Here is a 15,944-nt window from a genome sequence, read left to right on the forward strand (position 1 = left end):
AGGACATCATGTTTCAGTCCCGACACGCAGTATTCGGTTTGGGGCTCAGCCTGGTGTCCCTTCTTCCCTTTTCCACTGCCCTGGCCGATACGCCTACCGCCGCCCGCCAGGCACAGCTCGAACACCTGCTGGTGCAGGACTGCGGCTCCTGCCACGGTCTGCGCATGACCGGCGGCCTCGGCCCCGCACTGACCCTCGACGCCATCGCCGGCAAACCCCGTGAAAGCCTGATCGCCACCGTGACCCACGGTCGGCCCGGCACCGCCATGCCCGGCTGGAACGCGCTGCTCAATGAGCAGGACATCGCCTGGCTGGTCGATTTACTCCTCGAAGGATACCCAACGCCATGATCCGTCCGTCTTTGCTGCTCGCCATTGCCAGCCTGTTGCTCGGTGCCTGCGCCGAGCAACCGCTCCGCGGCACCGGCGATCTGGGTGTGGTGGTGGAGCGCGCCAGCGGTAGCCTGCAAATCGTCGAAACCAGTGGTCAGACGCGCCTGGCCCGTATCGAGGGGCTGGGTGACCTGTCCCACGCCTCGGTCGTGTTTTCCCGCGACGAGCGCTTCGCCTATGTGTTCGGTCGTGACGGCGGCCTGACCAAGGTCGACCTGCTGCGCCAGCGCATCGACAAGCGCATCATTCAAGGCGGCAACAGCATCGGCGGCGCCATCAGCCAGGACGGCAAGCTGATCGCCGTCGGCAACTACGAGCCCGGCGGCGTCAAGGTCTTCGATGCCGACACGTTGGAGCTGGTGGCCGACATCCCCGCCACGCCGCTGGCCGACGGCAGCCGCAACTCACGCGTGGTTGGCGTCATCGACGCGCCCGGGCGGCGCTTCATCTACAGCCTGTTCGACACCCATGAAACCTGGCTGCTGGACTTCAGCCAGGGCAACACTCCGCAAATCACCCGCTTCGAGAACGTCGGTAAGCAACCCTACGATGCCCTGCTGACCCCGGACGGTCGTTACTACATCGCCGGCCTGTTCGGCGAGGACGGCATGGCCAAGATCGACCTCTGGCACACCGCCCGCGGTGTCGAGCGCATCATCGACGGCTACGGCCGTGGCGAGGCAGCACTGCCGGTCTACAAGATGCCGCACCTCGAGGGCTGGACGGTCGCCGGCAACCAGACCTTCGTTCCGGCCATCGGTCATCACCAGGTGCTGGTGATGGATTCACAGACCTGGAAGCAGACCGATGCCATCGATGTCGCCGGCCAACCCGTGTTCGTCATGGCGCGCCCGGACGCCCGTCAGATCTGGGTCAACTTCGCCCACCCGGACAACGGCAAGGTGCAGGTGATCGACAGCGAAACCCACGAGATCATCGCTCAGCTGGAACCCGGACCGGCTGTGCTGCACATGGAATTCACCGCCCGTGGCGACCAGCTCTGGCTGTCGGTACGTGACGGCAACGAGGTGCAGGTCTGGGACCCCTACACCCTGAAGCTCCTCAAGCGCCTGCCCGCCGACAGCCCGAGCGGCATTTTCTTCAGCAGCCGCGCTCACGAAACGGGGTTGTGACATGCAAATCGACCCTCTCAGCCGCCGCCTGATCGACCGCTTTCAACACGGCATGCCGCTGTGCGCCGAACCCTATCGCGCCATGGCCGATGCCCTCGAGTGCAGCGAAGACGAGGTACTGGCCTGCCTCGAACAGCTGGAAAGCAGCGGTGGCCTGTCGCGCATCGGCCCGGTGTTCGAACACAGCCGCGCCGGCGCCAGCACCCTGGTCGCCCTCGCCGTACCCGAAGCGCAGCTGGAACAGGTCGCCGAACAGATCAACCGTTACCCCGAGGTCAACCACAACTACCTGCGCGAGCATCATTACAACCTCTGGTTCGTGCTCACCGGGCCGGACCGCGCCCGCATCGATGCGCTGCTGCTCCAGATCGAAGCCGAGACCGGCCTGGTCCCGCTGGACCTGCCAATGCAGGCGGCCTACCGCATCGACCTCGGCTTTCCCATCGGAGACGCGCCATGACATCACTCCTGAACGACCTCCAGGCATTGCAGTTGCGGCGCCTGCTCGAAGCCGGCCTGCCACTGGCCGCACGACCTTATCAGGTGCTGGCCGAGCGCGTGGGTGCCAGCGAAGAGGCGGTGCTGGAACAGGTCCGGCGCTGGAGTGATAGCGGCTTGTTTCGGCGCATGGGGTTGGTCATCAAACATCGTGCGCTGGGTTTTCGCGCCAATGCCATGCTGGTGATGGATATCCCGGATGAGTGCGTCGACGAGGTCGGCCGCAAACTCGGCCAAGCGGCGGGTGTGAACCTCTGCTACCAACGGCCGAGGCGCTTACCGGACTGGCCGTACAACCTGTTCTGCATGGTGCACGGCCGTGAGCGCGAACAGGTCTGCCGGCTGATCGAACAGATGCTCGCCGAGAACGGGCTGCATGACGTTCCGCACCAACTGCTGTTCAGCACCCGCGCGTTCAAGCAGTGCGGCGGGCGTTATGCACCGCCCGCGAGCCAGGTGGCCGCCCATGGATGACCTTGACCGGCGCCTGATCAATCGCCTGCAACTCGGCGTGCCGCTGGTCCGCCATCCCTGGCAGGCGCTGGCCGAGGAACTGGATGCCGACGCCGCGCAACTGCGCGAACGCGTTCGGGCGCTGCTCGACGATGGCACCCTGACCCGCTTCGGCCCGATGTTCGACATCGAACGCCTCGGCGGCGCCTTTACCCTTGCCGCACTTTCGGTACCGGAAGCGCGCTTCGACCGTGTCGCCGAGCAACTGGCGGCCATGCCCGAGGTGGCCCACAACTACCGCCGCGAACACGCCTGGAACATGTGGTTTGTGCTCGGCTGCGCGACACCCGAAGGCATCGCCCAGACGATCGCCCGCATCGAAGCCGAGACGGGCCTACCTGTGCTCAACCTGCCCAAGGAGGAGACCTACCATGTCGGCCTGCACTTCCCGGTCTGACCCGTCAGACGCACCCGAATCGATGGAACTGACGAAACGCCTGGTCGAACTCACCGAAGCGGGCCTGCCACTGGTGGATGATCCCTGGGCCTGGCTGGCTGAACGGCTGGGAACCAGCATCGAGGTCACCCTCGAACTGCTGCAACGGCTGCAGACAGAGGGCGCCATCCGCCGCATCGCCGCCGTGCCCAACCATTACCGCCTGGGCTATCGACACAACGGCATGACCGTCTGGGACGTGGACGACGCAGAGATCGCCCGCCTCGGTCCGTTGATCGGCTCGCAGGCCTTCGTCAGCCATTGCTACCGTCGCCCGCGTCAGCCGGGCTGGCACTACAACCTGTTCGCCATGGTCCATGGCCGCAGCGCCGAGGAAATCGAGGCCTACCGTGCCGAGATTCGGCAGCTGCTCGGCAGCGCCTGCCGGGCCGAGGAAATGCTGGTCAGCAGTCGCATCCTGAAAAAGACCGGGCTGCGTGTGAGCAGTCGTCGCTAAAAACCCGTAGGGGTCTGGCCTTGGTCACACATGCAAGGCCTGCCCATGAATGGCGCTAGATGATCGAAACCCGCCTAGGTCTCGAGCGCACCGTTCGGCGCGATGTTGGATGGCCCATTTGGCTCGGGTTGTTCCGTGCCCTGGCAATGAATTCATCGGCGGGCTGAAGAGCGCTGCCGACGGCCGTTCGTAGGGTGGGCTTCAGCCCACCGTTACCTCTTTTTGGTGGGCTGAAGCCCACCCTACGGGCCTGAGCGGCACCAAGGCTGGACCAGGCCTATTTAGCCCCGTGTCGCGATGCCCCTTCCCGGACCAAGGCTTTTTATTGTTTCCAGTCAAGGATTGGCGAGTGTCGCTCGGGGATGCTGCATCTATCGAACCGCGCAACCAAGCGTGATGCGGCAGGAGAAACGCTCATGTTGAGAATCAGCCATTACCTGCGTGCCCTCGCCCGGCCTGCCATGCCGGTACTGGGCGCACGCAGCCCCGGTGCAAGCCGGCCGCCCGTGGTGATCTGGAATCTGCTGCGGCGCTGCAACCTGACCTGCAAGCATTGCTACGCGACGTCGGCGGACAGCGTGTTTCGCGACGAGCTGGATACCGCGGAAGCGTGCAAGGTCATCGATGACCTGCACGAAGCGGGCGTACGCGTGCTGATTCTCTCCGGCGGCGAACCGCTGCTGCGCGACGACATTTTCGAGCTGTCCGAATACGCCCGCGAGAAAGGCTTCTTCGTTGCCCTGTCCACCAACGGCACGCTGATCGATGAGCGCAATATCGATCAGATCGCTGCCGCCAAGTACGACTACGTCGGCATCAGCATCGACGGGCTGGAAGCGGTCCATGACGACTGGCGCCAGCTCAAGGGCAGCTTCGCCGCCTCGATGCACGCCATCGACCTGTGCCGCCAACATGGCATTCGTGTCGGCCTGCGCACCACCCTGACTCAGAACAACTACCCGCAGCTGCCTGCTCTACTGGCGCTGATGCGCGAGCATGACGTGCAGAAGTTCTACCTCTCACACCTCAACTACAGCGGCCGTGGTAAGCGCAGCCGCAAGGCCGACGCCCATCACCAGATGACCCGCGACGCCATGTACCAGCTGTTCGAGCAAGCCTGGGACGACGTGCAGAACGGCCGCGAAACCGATTTCGTCAGTGGCAACAACGATGCCGACGCCATCCTGCTGCTGCAGTGGGTGGAAACCCATCTGCCACAGCACCGCGATCGTCTGGAGCAGATGTTGCGCGCCTGGGGCGGCAATGCGTCGGGTGGCGGCATCGCCAATATCGACAACATCGGCGACGTGCACCCGGATACCTACTGGTGGCAGCACACCGTCGGCAATGTGCGGCGCCAGTCGTTCCGTGAACTCTGGATGGACAATCCCGAGCCGCTGCTCATCGAGCTGCGCCAGCACCCCCGGGCCGTGACCGGACGCTGCGCCGAGTGCCGCTGGTTGTCGATCTGCAATGGCAACACCCGCACCCGCGCCTGGGCTGAAGGCTATCTCTGGGGCGAAGACCCCGGCTGCTACCTCAGTGACCAGGAGATCGGTCTGCCACAACCGCAGTGCATTCCCAGCATCGCCATTTGACCAAGAGCGGCCCCAAGGCCGCCCCGTACATACCGCCAGCCCGATGAGATTCTCAGGAGTTCGCATGGATCAGCCAACCACTCTCCCCGCTTCACTTGGCGCGACCCTGGCCCCGGGCGAAGTCGCGCTCGTCGGCGCCGGCCCCGGCGACCCGGGCCTGCTTACCCTGCGTGCCTGGAGCCTGCTCCAGCAAGCAGATGCCGTGGTCTATGACCGCCTTGTCAGCGACGATCTGATGAAGCTGATACCTGAGCGCTGCGCACGCCACTACGTCGGCAAGACCAGCGGCTACCACAGCCTGCCGCAGCCGCAGATCAATCAGCTGCTGGTGGATCTGGCGCAGCAGAACCTGCGCGTGGTGCGCCTCAAGGGCGGCGACCCCTTTATCTTCGGCCGCGGCGCCGAAGAACTCGAATACCTGCTCGCCCATGGCATCAACGGTCAGGTGGTGCCAGGCATTACCGCCGCAGCGGGTTGCAGCGCCTATGCCGGGATTCCGCTGACTCACCGCGACCTGGCGCATTCCTGCCAGTTCATCACCGGTCACCTGCAGGAAGACGGCGCTCTACAGCTGCCCTGGAGCAGCCTGGTCGAGGGCAAGCAGACCCTGGTGTTCTACATGGGCCTGGCCAGCCTTGGCGAGATCTCGCGCAACCTAATTGCCGCCGGCCTGCCGGTCGACACCCCCGCCGCGTTGATCGGCAACGGTACCCGCGCCGATCAGCGGGTGGTGCGCTGCACACTGAAACAGCTGCCCTCGATGGCCCAGGCACAACAACTGAAACCTCCTACCTTGACCGTGATAGGACAAGTGGTCGGCCTGTTCGCCAATCAATCACTGGAGTTTCCGGCGCGCCTATGTGCCGAGCACAGTTCACAGGAAGCGGTTCTGGAGGCGTTATGCGACTGATCCCCTTCGCCCTGCTCATGCTCTGCGGGGCCGTTCAGGCCGCCCCGGAGGCCGTGTCGCTGGAGCAGGCCGGCGTGCTCTATGAGCAACACTGCCAGAGCTGCCATGGTGCCAATCGTTTAGGCGGGGCCGGGCCCGCGTTGCTACCCGAGAGCCTCAGCCGAATCAAACCAGATGAGGCGCGCGCGGTGATTCACAACGGCCGTCCGGCCAGCCAGATGGCCGCATTCGGTGATCGCCTTAACCCTGCGCAAATCGATGCACTGGTCAGCTACCTCTACCAACCGGCCGCCACACCACCGACCTGGAGCGATGCCGACATCCGCGCCAGCCATCGCATCCTCACCGACGTCGACGCGCTGCCGAGCACACCACAGCACAGCGCCGATCCGCTCAACCTGTTTGTCGTGGTCGAGGCCGGCAACCATCACGTGCGCGTACTGGACGGCGATCACTTCGAGGAGCTGGCCAACTTCCAGTCACACTTCGCCCTGCACGGCGGACCGAAGTTCTCGCCGGATGGCCGCTTCGTCTACTTCGCCTCGCGGGACGGCTGGATCAGCGTCTACGACTTGCACAACCTGACCATGATCGCCGAGGTACGGGCCGGGCTGAATACCCGCAACCTGGCCGTGAGCAACGACGGGCGCTGGGTGCTGGTGGGCAACTACCTGCCGGGTAATCTGGTCTTGCTGGATGCCCGTGACCTGTCGTTGGTCAAACACATTCCGACCCTTGGCGCAGACGGCACACAATCGCGGGTCAGTGCCGTGTACACCGCACCGCCGCGTGACAGCTTCGTGGTGGCACTGAAAGACGTCAAAGAAGCCTGGGAAATTTCCTATGCTGGCGAGCCGGATTTCCAGCCACGGCGCATCGAGGCTGCCGACTTCCTCGACGACTTCTCCTTCACGCCGGATTACCGCTATCTGCTGGCCACCTCGCGCAAGGCACTCGGCGGGCAGGTCATTGATCTCGATACCGGCAAGGCGGTCACCGACATTCCGTTGCCGGGCATGCCGCACCTGGGCTCGGGCATCTACTGGAAACGCGGCGGTAACTGGGTATTCGCCACGCCCAACGTAAGCAAGGGGCTGATCTCGGTGCTCGATCTGCAGAGCTGGAAACTGATCAAGGAAATCCCCACCGAAGGGCCGGGGTTCTTCATGCGCAGCCACCTCAACTCACCCTACGCCTGGACCGACGTGTTCTTCGGCCCCAACAACGATGCGGTGCACCTGATCGACAAGCAGACCCTGGAGGTCGCCCATACGCTAAGGCCGATGCCTGGGAAGAATGCTGCACATGTCGAGTTCACCAACGACGGTCGCTACGCGCTGCTCAGCGTCTGGGACACCGATGGCGCGCTGATCGTCTATGACGCCAAGACATTGAAAGAGATCAAGCGCATTCCGATGAACAAGCCGTCCGGCAAGTACAACGTCGGCAACAAGATCGAGTACGCCGAAGGCACGTCGCACTAAAGGCAAACGACGATAAAAGCGTCTGGAGGATCGGGTCAACCTGCACGGATTTTCGCCCAATAAGTAGGGTGGGCTTCAGCCCACCATGAGGGAGCAGGAAACGCCCCCGGAGGACCGAAGCGCAAAGCCGCCCAACCCACAAAGCTCGCGATTACCTTCACCAAGTAGGGTGGGCTTCAGCCCACCAAGAGGCGCAGAAAAGCGCCCAAGACAGCTGAAGCGCAACACCGCCCGACCCAAACCTCGAGTGCTATTGTCCAGCCTGGAACCCCCTTTCGGCTTTTATCTTTCATTCCAACCTGCTTTCATATCAAATCCTTTGATATGAGCACGCTTTCATGGACATCGATCTCGCCCGCACTTTTCTCGAGATCATTCGCAGTGGCAGCTTCGTCGCCACGGCCGAGCGACTGCATATCACCCAGACCGCAGTCACTGCACGGGTGCGCAGCCTCGAAACGCAGCTCGGCTGCCGGCTGTTCGTGCGCAACCGCGCCGGTGCGCGGTTGACCAGCGACGGCGAGCGTTTCGTCACCTATGCCACCCAGTTGGTGCAGACCTGGGAAACCGCCCGACGAGAGCTGCCCCTGCCGCGCGGCTATGACAAGCTGCTGTCGCTGGGCGCCGAAATCAGCCTGTGCAATCCATTGATGCTGGCCTGGGTCCAGCGCCTGCGCCAGATGATGCCCGACCATGCCTTTCGTAACGAGGTGGCCAGTGGCGAGGAGCTGCAGAAGCAGCTAGGCCTCGGCGTGCTGGATGCGGCGCTGGTGCATCAGCCCGAGTACTGGCCTGGGCTGCAGGTCGAGCAATTGCTCGAAGAAAAGCTGATCCAGGTGGTTCACAGCTACATCCCCGAGCCTTATCTGTACGTCGACTGGGGCCCGGCGTTTCGTAGTCAGCATGACCGTGCTCTGCCGGAGCACATCCGCACCGCGCTTTCCTTCAGCCTCGGCCCACTGGCGCTGCAGTATCTGCTGCAGCATGGCGGTCGCGGCTACTTTCGCACGCGCGTGGTCCAACGCTACCTTGACGAGGGCGTGCTCAAACGGGTCGAGCAGGCGCCCGAGTTCAGCTACCCGGTCTACCTGGTGTATCCCCATGCCGCCGAGTCGCCGGCGCTGCAGCGTGCCGTTGCGCTGCTGCGAGAAGCTGCCGAAGAGGAATACGACTGGTCGCGCTGGAACTATGAAATCTAGCCGGGTAAATCCAGACAAAACGCCAGGACAACGACGGCTCAGTTGCTGAGCCGCTTCATCCAGTTCTGGTAAAGCCCGGCGACCAAATCGCTCTGGGTGATCATGCCGACCAGGCGCTGCTCGGCGTCGACGACGGGCAAGCAAGACATGCGGCGGTCGGCCAGCAAATGGACAAGATCGGCCAGATGCGCGTCTTCATGCACCGAGACCACCGGCGCGCTCATGATCCCCTCCACTCGCACCTCACGACCGAACGTCAGCCGCCGCAGGTTGAGCCGTGACGGGCTGGGCTCGAAGTGCTGCAGCAGATCGGTCAGGGTGAGGATGCCCACCAGCTTGCCGCTGCCCGGTTCAAGCACGGCCAGCGAATGCAGCCGGTGCCGACGCACGACATCCCAGGCCTGACGCATCCGGGCCGCTGGGTCGACCCAGTGCAACTCGCGGCACATGATGTCGGCAGCGGTGACGGTACCCATGCTGCGGCGAATGGCATGAGTCTCGGTGCGTTTGATCAAGTCCACTAAATCGTCGCGGGTGACGTCGACGTACTCACCGAAATCCTCCAGTGCACGGTCCACGTCATCGCTGGTGAAGCTCATCTGCTCCTCCCCCAGCGGGACACTGCCAGTCTGCTCTGCGCCACTGGCCGCGCGCGGTTTGGGATAGGGATGGCGCGTGAGGTTGTTGTAGACCAACGCAGCGGCAATCAGCAGCAGCGAGTTGAAGGCCACCGGAATCAGCAGGCCATAACCCAACTCGCTGATGCCCGGCCCGCCGATGGCGGCGACCATCGCCAGCGCACAGCTTGGCGGATGCATGCAGCGCAGCAAGAACAGACAGGCAATGGCCAGGCACACGGCCAGGACCGCCGCGGCCACCGTGGGCAAGGCACTGGCGCCCAGCGCGACGCCAATGGTCACCGCAATGAGGTTGCCACCGAGCACTGACCAGGGTTGGGCGAAGGGACTCGACGATGCACTGAAGAGGATCACCGCCGAAGCGCCGGCTGGCGCGACGATATGCAGCGTGACCGGGCCGCCGAACAGCCAAAGACCGATGGAAACCATTGGCAGCACCACCAGACCCACGCCGATCACCGCGCGCAGCCATTCCTTCGGCCCCACGCTCAATGGTACCGGAAAGAAGGATCGCAGCCAGTCGTTGAAAGGGTCTTGCATGGGCTCGGCTTGGAAGAGGTATAGCACTCAGGCACTGCGACTATGCCACAGGTTCCGGCAGTGCCTCCCGCGAGCTGCGATGCAGGGTGCGATGGCCCACTGCCAATCAGGTCATCCCGGCAGGCTACGGGTGCTTCAGTCGGGCAAGTGTTTTAGCCAGTTCCGATAGAGCGCCGCGATCAGATCGGTCTGGGTGATCATGCCGACCAGGCGCTGCTCGGCGTCCACCACCGGCAGGCAATGCAGGCCCTTATCGGAGAGCAGGAACACCAGATCGACCATGTGCGTGTCCGGGTTAACCGTGACCACCGGCGTACTCATGATCGAGCGCAGCCGAGCGCCGCCTGCGCGTTTCAATTGGCTGAGACGCAGACGCGCCGGCGTCGAGCGCAGATGCTTGAGCAGGTCGACCAGCGTGACGATGCCGAGCAGCTCGCGACTGTCGCCTCTAACCACCGGCAAGGAATGCAGGCGGTGCTCGCGCAGGCTCTGCCAGGCACGTTGAATGGAGCAGTCCGGGGTGCCCCAGTAAAGATCGCGGGACATGATGTCGGCGGCGGTTATCTCGCCCATGCTGCGTCGCAACGCATGCTTTTCGGTCTGCTTGATCAGCTGTGCCAGATCATCCCGGGTGACGTCGACGTACTCACCGAACTCGGCCAGCGCCCGCTCCACGTCGTCATCTCTGAAGCTCATGCGCTCGCTGGGCAACGGGTCATGGGTGTGATGAGTGTTGCCCTTCTGCGCCCGCGGCTTGGGGTAGGCGTGTCCGCTGAGATTGTTGTAGAGCAGCGCCACCACCACCAGCAGCAACGAGTTGAACGCTACCGGGAAGAGCAACTGGAACCCGTAGGCGTGCAGCTCCGGACTGCCGACCACCGCCACCAGCGCCAGCGCCGCACCCGGCGGATGCAGGCAGCGCAAACCGAACAGGCAGATGATCGCCAGCGCCCCGGCCAGGCCGGCCGCCATCGCCACAGGCAAGGGGCTTGCACCCAGCGCGATACCGATGGCGGCGGCCAACAGATTGCCGCCGATCACCGACCATGGCTGGGCGAAGGGGCTCGACGAGGCCGCGAACAGCAACACAGCGGACGCAGCCGCCGGAGCAGCCAGCGGCAGGGTGACAGAGATCCCGAACACCCAGGCGCTGAACGGGATGACCAGCAACAACGCCAAGCCGATGCCCGTTGCGGCACGCAGCCATTCAGCGGGACGCGCCGATAAAGGCTCGGGCGCAAAGGATCGACACCAGTCTAAAAGGCGTTCCTGCATGGTTCCTGCTTGCGTTGAGTCAGTTGATCGCCGCTACGCCCAACCGCTTGCATAACGGGCCGTATCAGTCGATCAAAGGAGGTCCGATGCCTCAAATAAGGGCACCGGACGAATCGGGCGCACATTGTCGGTGCGCGCCGGACCCAACGCTAATGAATAGTATTGATTCTTTGCTGCAGTATTTTTGCTATCAAAGTTTCTAGCTGGCTCGTCTCATCTGCAGCAACAGGCAAGCCCTGACGCGATCGGTCGGTTAAAGACACGGAAATATGGCTTACCGAGTCTGCTAACACGCTTGGCTGATGGCAGGCCGCGCCTCTTTCTCCTGCTCGCCAATCAGCGCCGCAACGATGCGCATCACCTCGAGATTGGCCTCTTCCATCTCGCTCATATGGCGAAGCGCGTCTTCCAGCGCCTGCCGACGAAACGCCTCGATAGCCTGCTGCCCCTGATGATGGACAGCCGTGTGCGGACGCTCGATCTGCCGAAAATGCTCCAGCCGGTGCATGCCGCGACTGGTTTCCCCGTAGTACCAGCGACCGAAGCGACACTCACGCTCGCTTGGCAAAACCGGCGCTTGCTGGTTGTCCGATCCGAGGACCTGGTTGTAGACGACGAACTTGAGCGACAGCTCATCGAGGTTGGCCAACTCGATGCCCGCACGGAACGAGGAACGCTCGATGCCGTGGCGCATGTTGCCGGCCAACCCATGCAGGTGCTGCATGGCTGCCACGGCCCGTTCGGTGGTACGGCTGAACCCCTGCGCAAGGCCGCCCTGCACCTGGATATAAGCGTCAACGCTGGCGATCTCGGCCTGCACCTGGGTGATTTCTTGAACGATATCAGCGGTAGCCAGTGCGGTCTTTTCCGCCAGGCTGCGGATTTCCCCTGCAACCACGGCGAAGCCGCGACCGGCGTCACCCGCCCGCGCCGCCTCGATGGCCGCATTGAGGGCGAGCAAGTTTGTCTGGCTGGCGATGCCGCTGATGAGATCGACGATGCCGTTGATCTGTTGCGAATGGGCTGCAAGGGCGTCGACCTGCTGCGAAGCCTGGTTGAGCCCGTTCTCCATCTCGACGGCCTTGTTCTGTAGCTCGCCGAAGTGCTGCTGATTGCTCAGCGCGGCGTCGGCAACCTGCTCGGCCTGTGTGCGGTTTTCGCTCAGCTGGCCAGTGAGATATTCGAACGAGTCGCCCAGATGCTCCACCGAATGGCTGAAGCGGACCAGATTGCCGGCAACGCCGCGGTAATAGTCCAGCTGGCGTTGCCCATCGACGCTGGCGGCGCTGACAGCGGCCGCCTGCGCCTCCAGCGCTGCAATACGCGCGGCCTGCTCCGCGCAGGTTTGCTGCAGCCGATCATGCTTCAGCTGCAGTTCGCGGGCGGCTCGTTTCCATCTGAAGAACATCGTCTGCCTCGCGGGTTCAGTGAAGCGTATAGCCGTTGTCGACCACCCAATCCTGGCCGTAGACGCCACGCGCGCCCTGCGAGAGCTGGAACAGAATGACATTGGCCACCGCAGCAGATTCGAGGAAATGCCCCGGTAGCAGGCGCTGGGTGACGCCTTCGGCCACCTGTTCGAGTTGCTCATCGGGCAGCCCCAGCGTGCCCCAGATCGCGGTGGCAGTCGGCCCCGGAGAGACCACATTGATGCGCACGTTCAGCGGAGCGAACTCCACCGCCAGGGTGCGGGCATGAGCGACCAGTGCGGCTTTGCTAGCGATGTAGGCCGCCAGCCCCGGGAAGGTGCTGCGCGTCAGGAAGGTGCCGACGAACACCACCGATGCGGGTTTGGCCAATTCGGCACGCAACGCGCCCAGGGTGTTCAGCGCGCCGGCTCCATTGACCGCCCACTGGCGCTCGAAGCAAGCCACGTCGAGGCTGTCGCCCAACTCGGCGATGCCCGCGTTCGGCACCAGATAGTCCACCGGACCCAGCTCGGCAGCCCGACGCGCCAGCAGCTGTAGATCATCCGCCGAGGTCACGTCGCCCTCGACCCAGTGCAGGTGCTCAGCATAGGTTTCCATCAGCTGTGCCAAGCCGCCCAGGCTGCGCGACATGGCCAATACTCGCGCGCCGCGCTGCAGCAGTGCGGTGCACAGCGCCAACCCGATACCCGAACTGGCCCCGGTGACGACGGCCAGGCGTTCATTGAATTCATTTTTCATCATCATCTCCGATGCCGGCAATCGCCGGGCCGCAGGCTGCCCGTCCCGGAATGGGCAGGCAGCATTTCTTTAGGGGGTAGCGGGATAAGGGGTTTGTTCAGCGTCTAGCCTGGGTGGCCATCGACCCGCGCGGTGACCAGCATCGGCGCATAGCGCCAGGCATATAGGGCGAACGCCAGGGTCCAGCAGATCGCGGCAAGCCACAGGCCAGTCAGTGGCCATTCGGTAACCAGAAACACCCGCGAGGCCGCACCGAGGTTGAACAATACGAAGGCGCTGACGATGCCGGACGGCAGCTGTAACGGCCGGCCGGTATGCCCGAGCGTGACGCGAGCAATCATCGCCAGGATCAAGCCGCTCATGGAACCGACCGACAGCGCATGCAGCGACGAGCTGGAGCTGTCCAGCAGACCGAAATTCCACAGCGCCAACCCGGTTGCGGCGATCACCAGCCAGAGCATGGCCAGGTGCAGCGACCACAACAGCGGCACGCGCCAGATGCCACTGTCATACCAGCGCACCAGCCGCAGCAGGTGCCCGGCGCCAATGGCGAGAAACAGCACGCCGAGCCCGAGGTTCTGTTGCAAGGCAACGCCGGCGGCGTATAGCGCAGCGATCAGACCGGTGCCCACCAGCAGCGCCACGTCCAGCCAGAGCCACGGCTTAACCGCTTCGGTGTGACCGAGGCCGCGTTGGGTGAAGAAAGGAATCACGCGTCCGCCGATGATGGCCATCAGCGCCGCCACAAGCCAAAGCCCAGCGAGAACGCCCTGGCGCTGCAAACCGTCATCGCCGAGCGCGATGCCACAGAGCACCAGCACATCGGCGGCCGTCATCAGGCCGAGCACGGCGATGATCGGGTAGTTGCGCTTCTGCTTGGCCACCCAGAGCATGCGCGCCATCAGCCCGGTTACACCCAACATGAACAGCAGATCGAGCGGAATCAGCAGCGCCAACGGCAGCCCGAACAACCAGCCGAGACGCGCCAGCAGCCAGACTACGGCCAGCGCCATCAGCCTGTTGCCCGATACGCCAGGCTGACCGGTCCAGGTCTGCCCTGCCGTGAGCAGAAAGCCGGCAACGATAGCCATGGCAAAGCCGAACAGCATTTCGTGGCGGTGCCAGGACAACCAGCCGCCGGTTGGCTGGAAGCCCGGCCAGAGGCCAGTCCACGCAGCGATCCACAAGGGAATAGCGAGCAGCGCGAAGAGGCTGCCGGCGAGAAAAAACGGGCGAAAGGCGAGCCGCCATACGGGCGGGATACTCAAGGCTTTTCGCCGATCGATAACTTGCACAAAGGCCTCCTGAACTTGCTCGTATCTGCCTGAAGGAACAAAGCCCTGCGGGTCAGAACAGTGATCGCTCCGGAATCGCGGAGCCAGGCCTACTTTTTACAGGGTTGGGGGCTTTGGCAGACTTGATTGCAATCATCTTTTTTTTGGAGGGATCCTGGCGGCGACCGCCGGCAGGTCTACGAGCTCAGACCCAGCGCGTCGAACGCACCGGCTCAGTAGGAGCCAGCTTGCTGGCGATCCACACTCGCCCAGGCAACCGGCACCCGGCGGACGCCGAACCATGATCGCGAGCAAGCTCGCTCCTAAGAAAAGCGTACCGATGTTGAGTCAGCTTCGTGAACAGCGGGCGAACACGCGCCGCTTGCTGTAGGCCCGTAGGATGGATCACGCTTCATCGATCCACCGGGTGGCGCTCCACCGAACCAAACCGAGTCACGGTGGATGTAAAAAACGACGTCCACCCTACATCCGCCGGTACATCACCATGGCCCAGCCGGACGCACCTGTAGGGTGGGCTTTAGCCCACCAGATGCTTCCACCCCATCTCGCCCTCTGCGACCGACCAACCGCCCCGGTGGGCTGAAGCCCACCCTACGTCAGCTGTGGCGCGAGGGAAGCAGATCGCTATTTCGGCTCGTGCTTGACCGTTTCGGTAGAAGCTGCGCTTTCGCCGTCGCTCATGGACTTGCGGAAGCCGCTGATCGCGCCACCCAGATCCGTGCCCAGACCGCGCAGGCGCTTGGTGCCGAAGAGCATGACCACGATCAGCAGAACGATTAGAAGTTGCCAGATGCTGATACCCATCATTTCAGTTACCTCATCGAGTGGTAGGTTGCGGTCTAGTGACCGGCGTGAGCTTGTTGATGACCGGGCATGCCGTGGGGCATGCCGGACGTTTGCTGAAGCACCGACTGGTCGATGTCCTCGAATCGCAGCACGCGGCCGCCGTGCATGGCCGCCAGTCCCTTGGCCGCAGACTCGTCGGCAAAGGTTGCCAGCACCACGCCCATGGCGCCCTTGAGCGACGTACCCGCGACATAGTAGGCGCTGGTGGCGTCGATCAGGAATTTGTCATCTGGGTGCTCCCAGGTGGAGCGGCCCATGTCGTGCACGTAGAGCTTGGCGTTGAGCATGCGGTTTTCCGGTTGCAACCACCAGCCGAGCATCTCCGCGGTGGAACAGAATTTACGTACCCCGCCCTTTTCTACCGCCTGCCCCTTGGGCCCCGGGAAATCGCTGATCACCATGCCGCAGACATGGCATTCATCGCTGCTGTGAAAGGCCACCGGCTCGAGCAGTTGCTCGCTCTGCTCGGCCTCGTTACAACCGGCCAGGCCTAGCACCATCGCAGCGGTGATCAGGACGCGTGACGCTCTGTATAGCGCATTCATCGTTACAGTTTCCTTCT

Annotated in this window: 17 protein-coding genes and 1 pseudogene; 10 read left to right on the plus strand and 8 right to left on the minus strand. The window is 63.6% G+C overall.

Features of this window, described 5'->3' with window-relative positions; all coding sequences use genetic code 11:
• Window positions 1–8: 8 nt before the first annotated feature.
• The 10 genes from ACQKIK_RS04810 (at window position 9) to ACQKIK_RS04855 (ending at window position 8,620) form a co-directional block, all read left to right on the plus strand.
• On the plus strand, window positions 9–350 hold the full coding sequence (locus tag ACQKIK_RS04810) for a c-type cytochrome (RefSeq protein WP_064481535.1): 342 nt from the start codon (window positions 9–11) through the stop codon (window positions 348–350).
• Window positions 347–1,525, plus strand: a complete 1,179-nt coding sequence (locus ACQKIK_RS04815) for a cytochrome D1 domain-containing protein (protein ID WP_499134918.1) — start codon at window positions 347–349, stop codon at window positions 1,523–1,525. The genes ACQKIK_RS04810 and ACQKIK_RS04815 overlap by 4 nt, the downstream gene beginning before the upstream one ends.
• A 1-nt stretch (window position 1,526) precedes the next feature.
• Window positions 1,527–1,985 (plus strand): Lrp/AsnC family transcriptional regulator, encoded by a 459-nt coding sequence (locus ACQKIK_RS04820; protein ID WP_127838497.1) that lies wholly within the window; start codon window positions 1,527–1,529, stop codon window positions 1,983–1,985.
• Window positions 1,982–2,497 (plus strand): siroheme decarboxylase subunit beta, encoded by a 516-nt coding sequence (gene ahbB / locus ACQKIK_RS04825; RefSeq protein WP_045430081.1) that lies wholly within the window; start codon window positions 1,982–1,984, stop codon window positions 2,495–2,497. Before ACQKIK_RS04820 ends, ahbB (ACQKIK_RS04825) begins: the two co-directional genes overlap by 4 nt.
• A complete protein-coding gene (locus ACQKIK_RS04830) occupies window positions 2,490–2,933 on the plus strand; it encodes an Lrp/AsnC family transcriptional regulator (RefSeq protein ID WP_241530304.1) in 444 nt (147 codons plus the stop codon). Before ahbB (ACQKIK_RS04825) ends, ACQKIK_RS04830 begins: the two co-directional genes overlap by 8 nt.
• The gene (ahbB, locus tag ACQKIK_RS04835) at window positions 2,908–3,429 is read left to right on the plus strand and encodes a siroheme decarboxylase subunit beta (RefSeq protein WP_064481532.1); all 522 of its coding nucleotides are present in this window, start codon (window positions 2,908–2,910) and stop codon (window positions 3,427–3,429) included. The genes ACQKIK_RS04830 and ahbB (ACQKIK_RS04835) overlap by 26 nt, the downstream gene beginning before the upstream one ends.
• A gap of 416 nt (window positions 3,430–3,845) precedes the next feature.
• Window positions 3,846–5,027 (plus strand): heme d1 biosynthesis radical SAM protein NirJ, encoded by a 1,182-nt coding sequence (gene nirJ, locus ACQKIK_RS04840; protein WP_241530303.1) that lies wholly within the window; start codon window positions 3,846–3,848, stop codon window positions 5,025–5,027.
• Window positions 5,028–5,091: 64 nt separating this feature from the next.
• A complete protein-coding gene (cobA, locus tag ACQKIK_RS04845) occupies window positions 5,092–5,937 on the plus strand; it encodes a uroporphyrinogen-III C-methyltransferase (RefSeq protein ID WP_045430087.1) in 846 nt (281 codons plus the stop codon).
• The gene (locus ACQKIK_RS04850; RefSeq protein WP_241530302.1) at window positions 5,928–7,421 is read left to right on the plus strand and encodes a nitrite reductase; all 1,494 of its coding nucleotides are present in this window, start codon (window positions 5,928–5,930) and stop codon (window positions 7,419–7,421) included. Before cobA ends, ACQKIK_RS04850 begins: the two co-directional genes overlap by 10 nt.
• 338 nt (window positions 7,422–7,759) lie before the next feature.
• The gene (locus tag ACQKIK_RS04855) at window positions 7,760–8,620 is read left to right on the plus strand and encodes a LysR family transcriptional regulator (protein WP_241530301.1); all 861 of its coding nucleotides are present in this window, start codon (window positions 7,760–7,762) and stop codon (window positions 8,618–8,620) included.
• A 38-nt stretch (window positions 8,621–8,658) separates the two neighbouring features.
• Here ACQKIK_RS04855 and ACQKIK_RS04860 read toward each other — a convergent pair whose 3' ends face one another.
• From ACQKIK_RS04860 to ACQKIK_RS04895, 8 genes and pseudogenes are all read right to left on the minus strand, one after another.
• Window positions 8,659–9,798, minus strand: coding sequence for an HPP family protein (locus tag ACQKIK_RS04860; protein WP_241530300.1), 1,140 nt, complete (start codon window positions 9,796–9,798; stop codon window positions 8,659–8,661).
• Window positions 9,799–9,933: 135 nt separating this feature from the next.
• A complete protein-coding gene (locus tag ACQKIK_RS04865; RefSeq protein WP_499134921.1) occupies window positions 9,934–11,073 on the minus strand; it encodes an HPP family protein in 1,140 nt (379 codons plus the stop codon).
• Between the two features lie 286 nt (window positions 11,074–11,359).
• On the minus strand, window positions 11,360–11,797 hold the full coding sequence (locus tag ACQKIK_RS04870) for a CZB domain-containing protein (protein ID WP_499135196.1): 438 nt from the start codon (window positions 11,795–11,797) through the stop codon (window positions 11,360–11,362).
• A 42-nt stretch (window positions 11,798–11,839) separates the two neighbouring features.
• Window positions 11,840–12,583 (minus strand): annotated as a pseudogene (locus ACQKIK_RS04875) (methyl-accepting chemotaxis protein); the annotation flags it as partial.
• The gene (locus ACQKIK_RS04880; RefSeq protein WP_046164057.1) at window positions 12,498–13,241 is read right to left on the minus strand and encodes an SDR family NAD(P)-dependent oxidoreductase; all 744 of its coding nucleotides are present in this window, start codon (window positions 13,239–13,241) and stop codon (window positions 12,498–12,500) included. The pseudogene ACQKIK_RS04875 and the gene ACQKIK_RS04880, both read right to left, overlap by 86 nt.
• A 104-nt stretch (window positions 13,242–13,345) precedes the next feature.
• The gene (locus ACQKIK_RS04885; RefSeq protein WP_127838487.1) at window positions 13,346–14,536 is read right to left on the minus strand and encodes an NnrS family protein; all 1,191 of its coding nucleotides are present in this window, start codon (window positions 14,534–14,536) and stop codon (window positions 13,346–13,348) included.
• 624 nt (window positions 14,537–15,160) lie between these two features.
• Window positions 15,161–15,343 carry a twin-arginine translocase TatA/TatE family subunit gene (gene tatA / locus ACQKIK_RS04890; RefSeq protein WP_177327110.1) on the minus strand — a complete coding sequence of 61 codons (183 nt, stop codon included), beginning with the start codon at window positions 15,341–15,343 and terminating at the stop codon, window positions 15,161–15,163.
• A 32-nt stretch (window positions 15,344–15,375) separates the two neighbouring features.
• Complete coding sequence (locus ACQKIK_RS04895) at window positions 15,376–15,927, minus strand: nitrous oxide reductase accessory protein NosL (RefSeq protein WP_241530295.1); 552 nt, start codon at window positions 15,925–15,927, stop codon at window positions 15,376–15,378.
• Window positions 15,928–15,944 lie beyond the last annotated feature (17 nt).

It is taken from the genome of Pseudomonas sp. NPDC047961, assembly GCF_050272435.1.
In the GTDB taxonomy this organism is placed as follows: Bacteria; Pseudomonadota; Gammaproteobacteria; order Pseudomonadales; family Pseudomonadaceae; genus Stutzerimonas.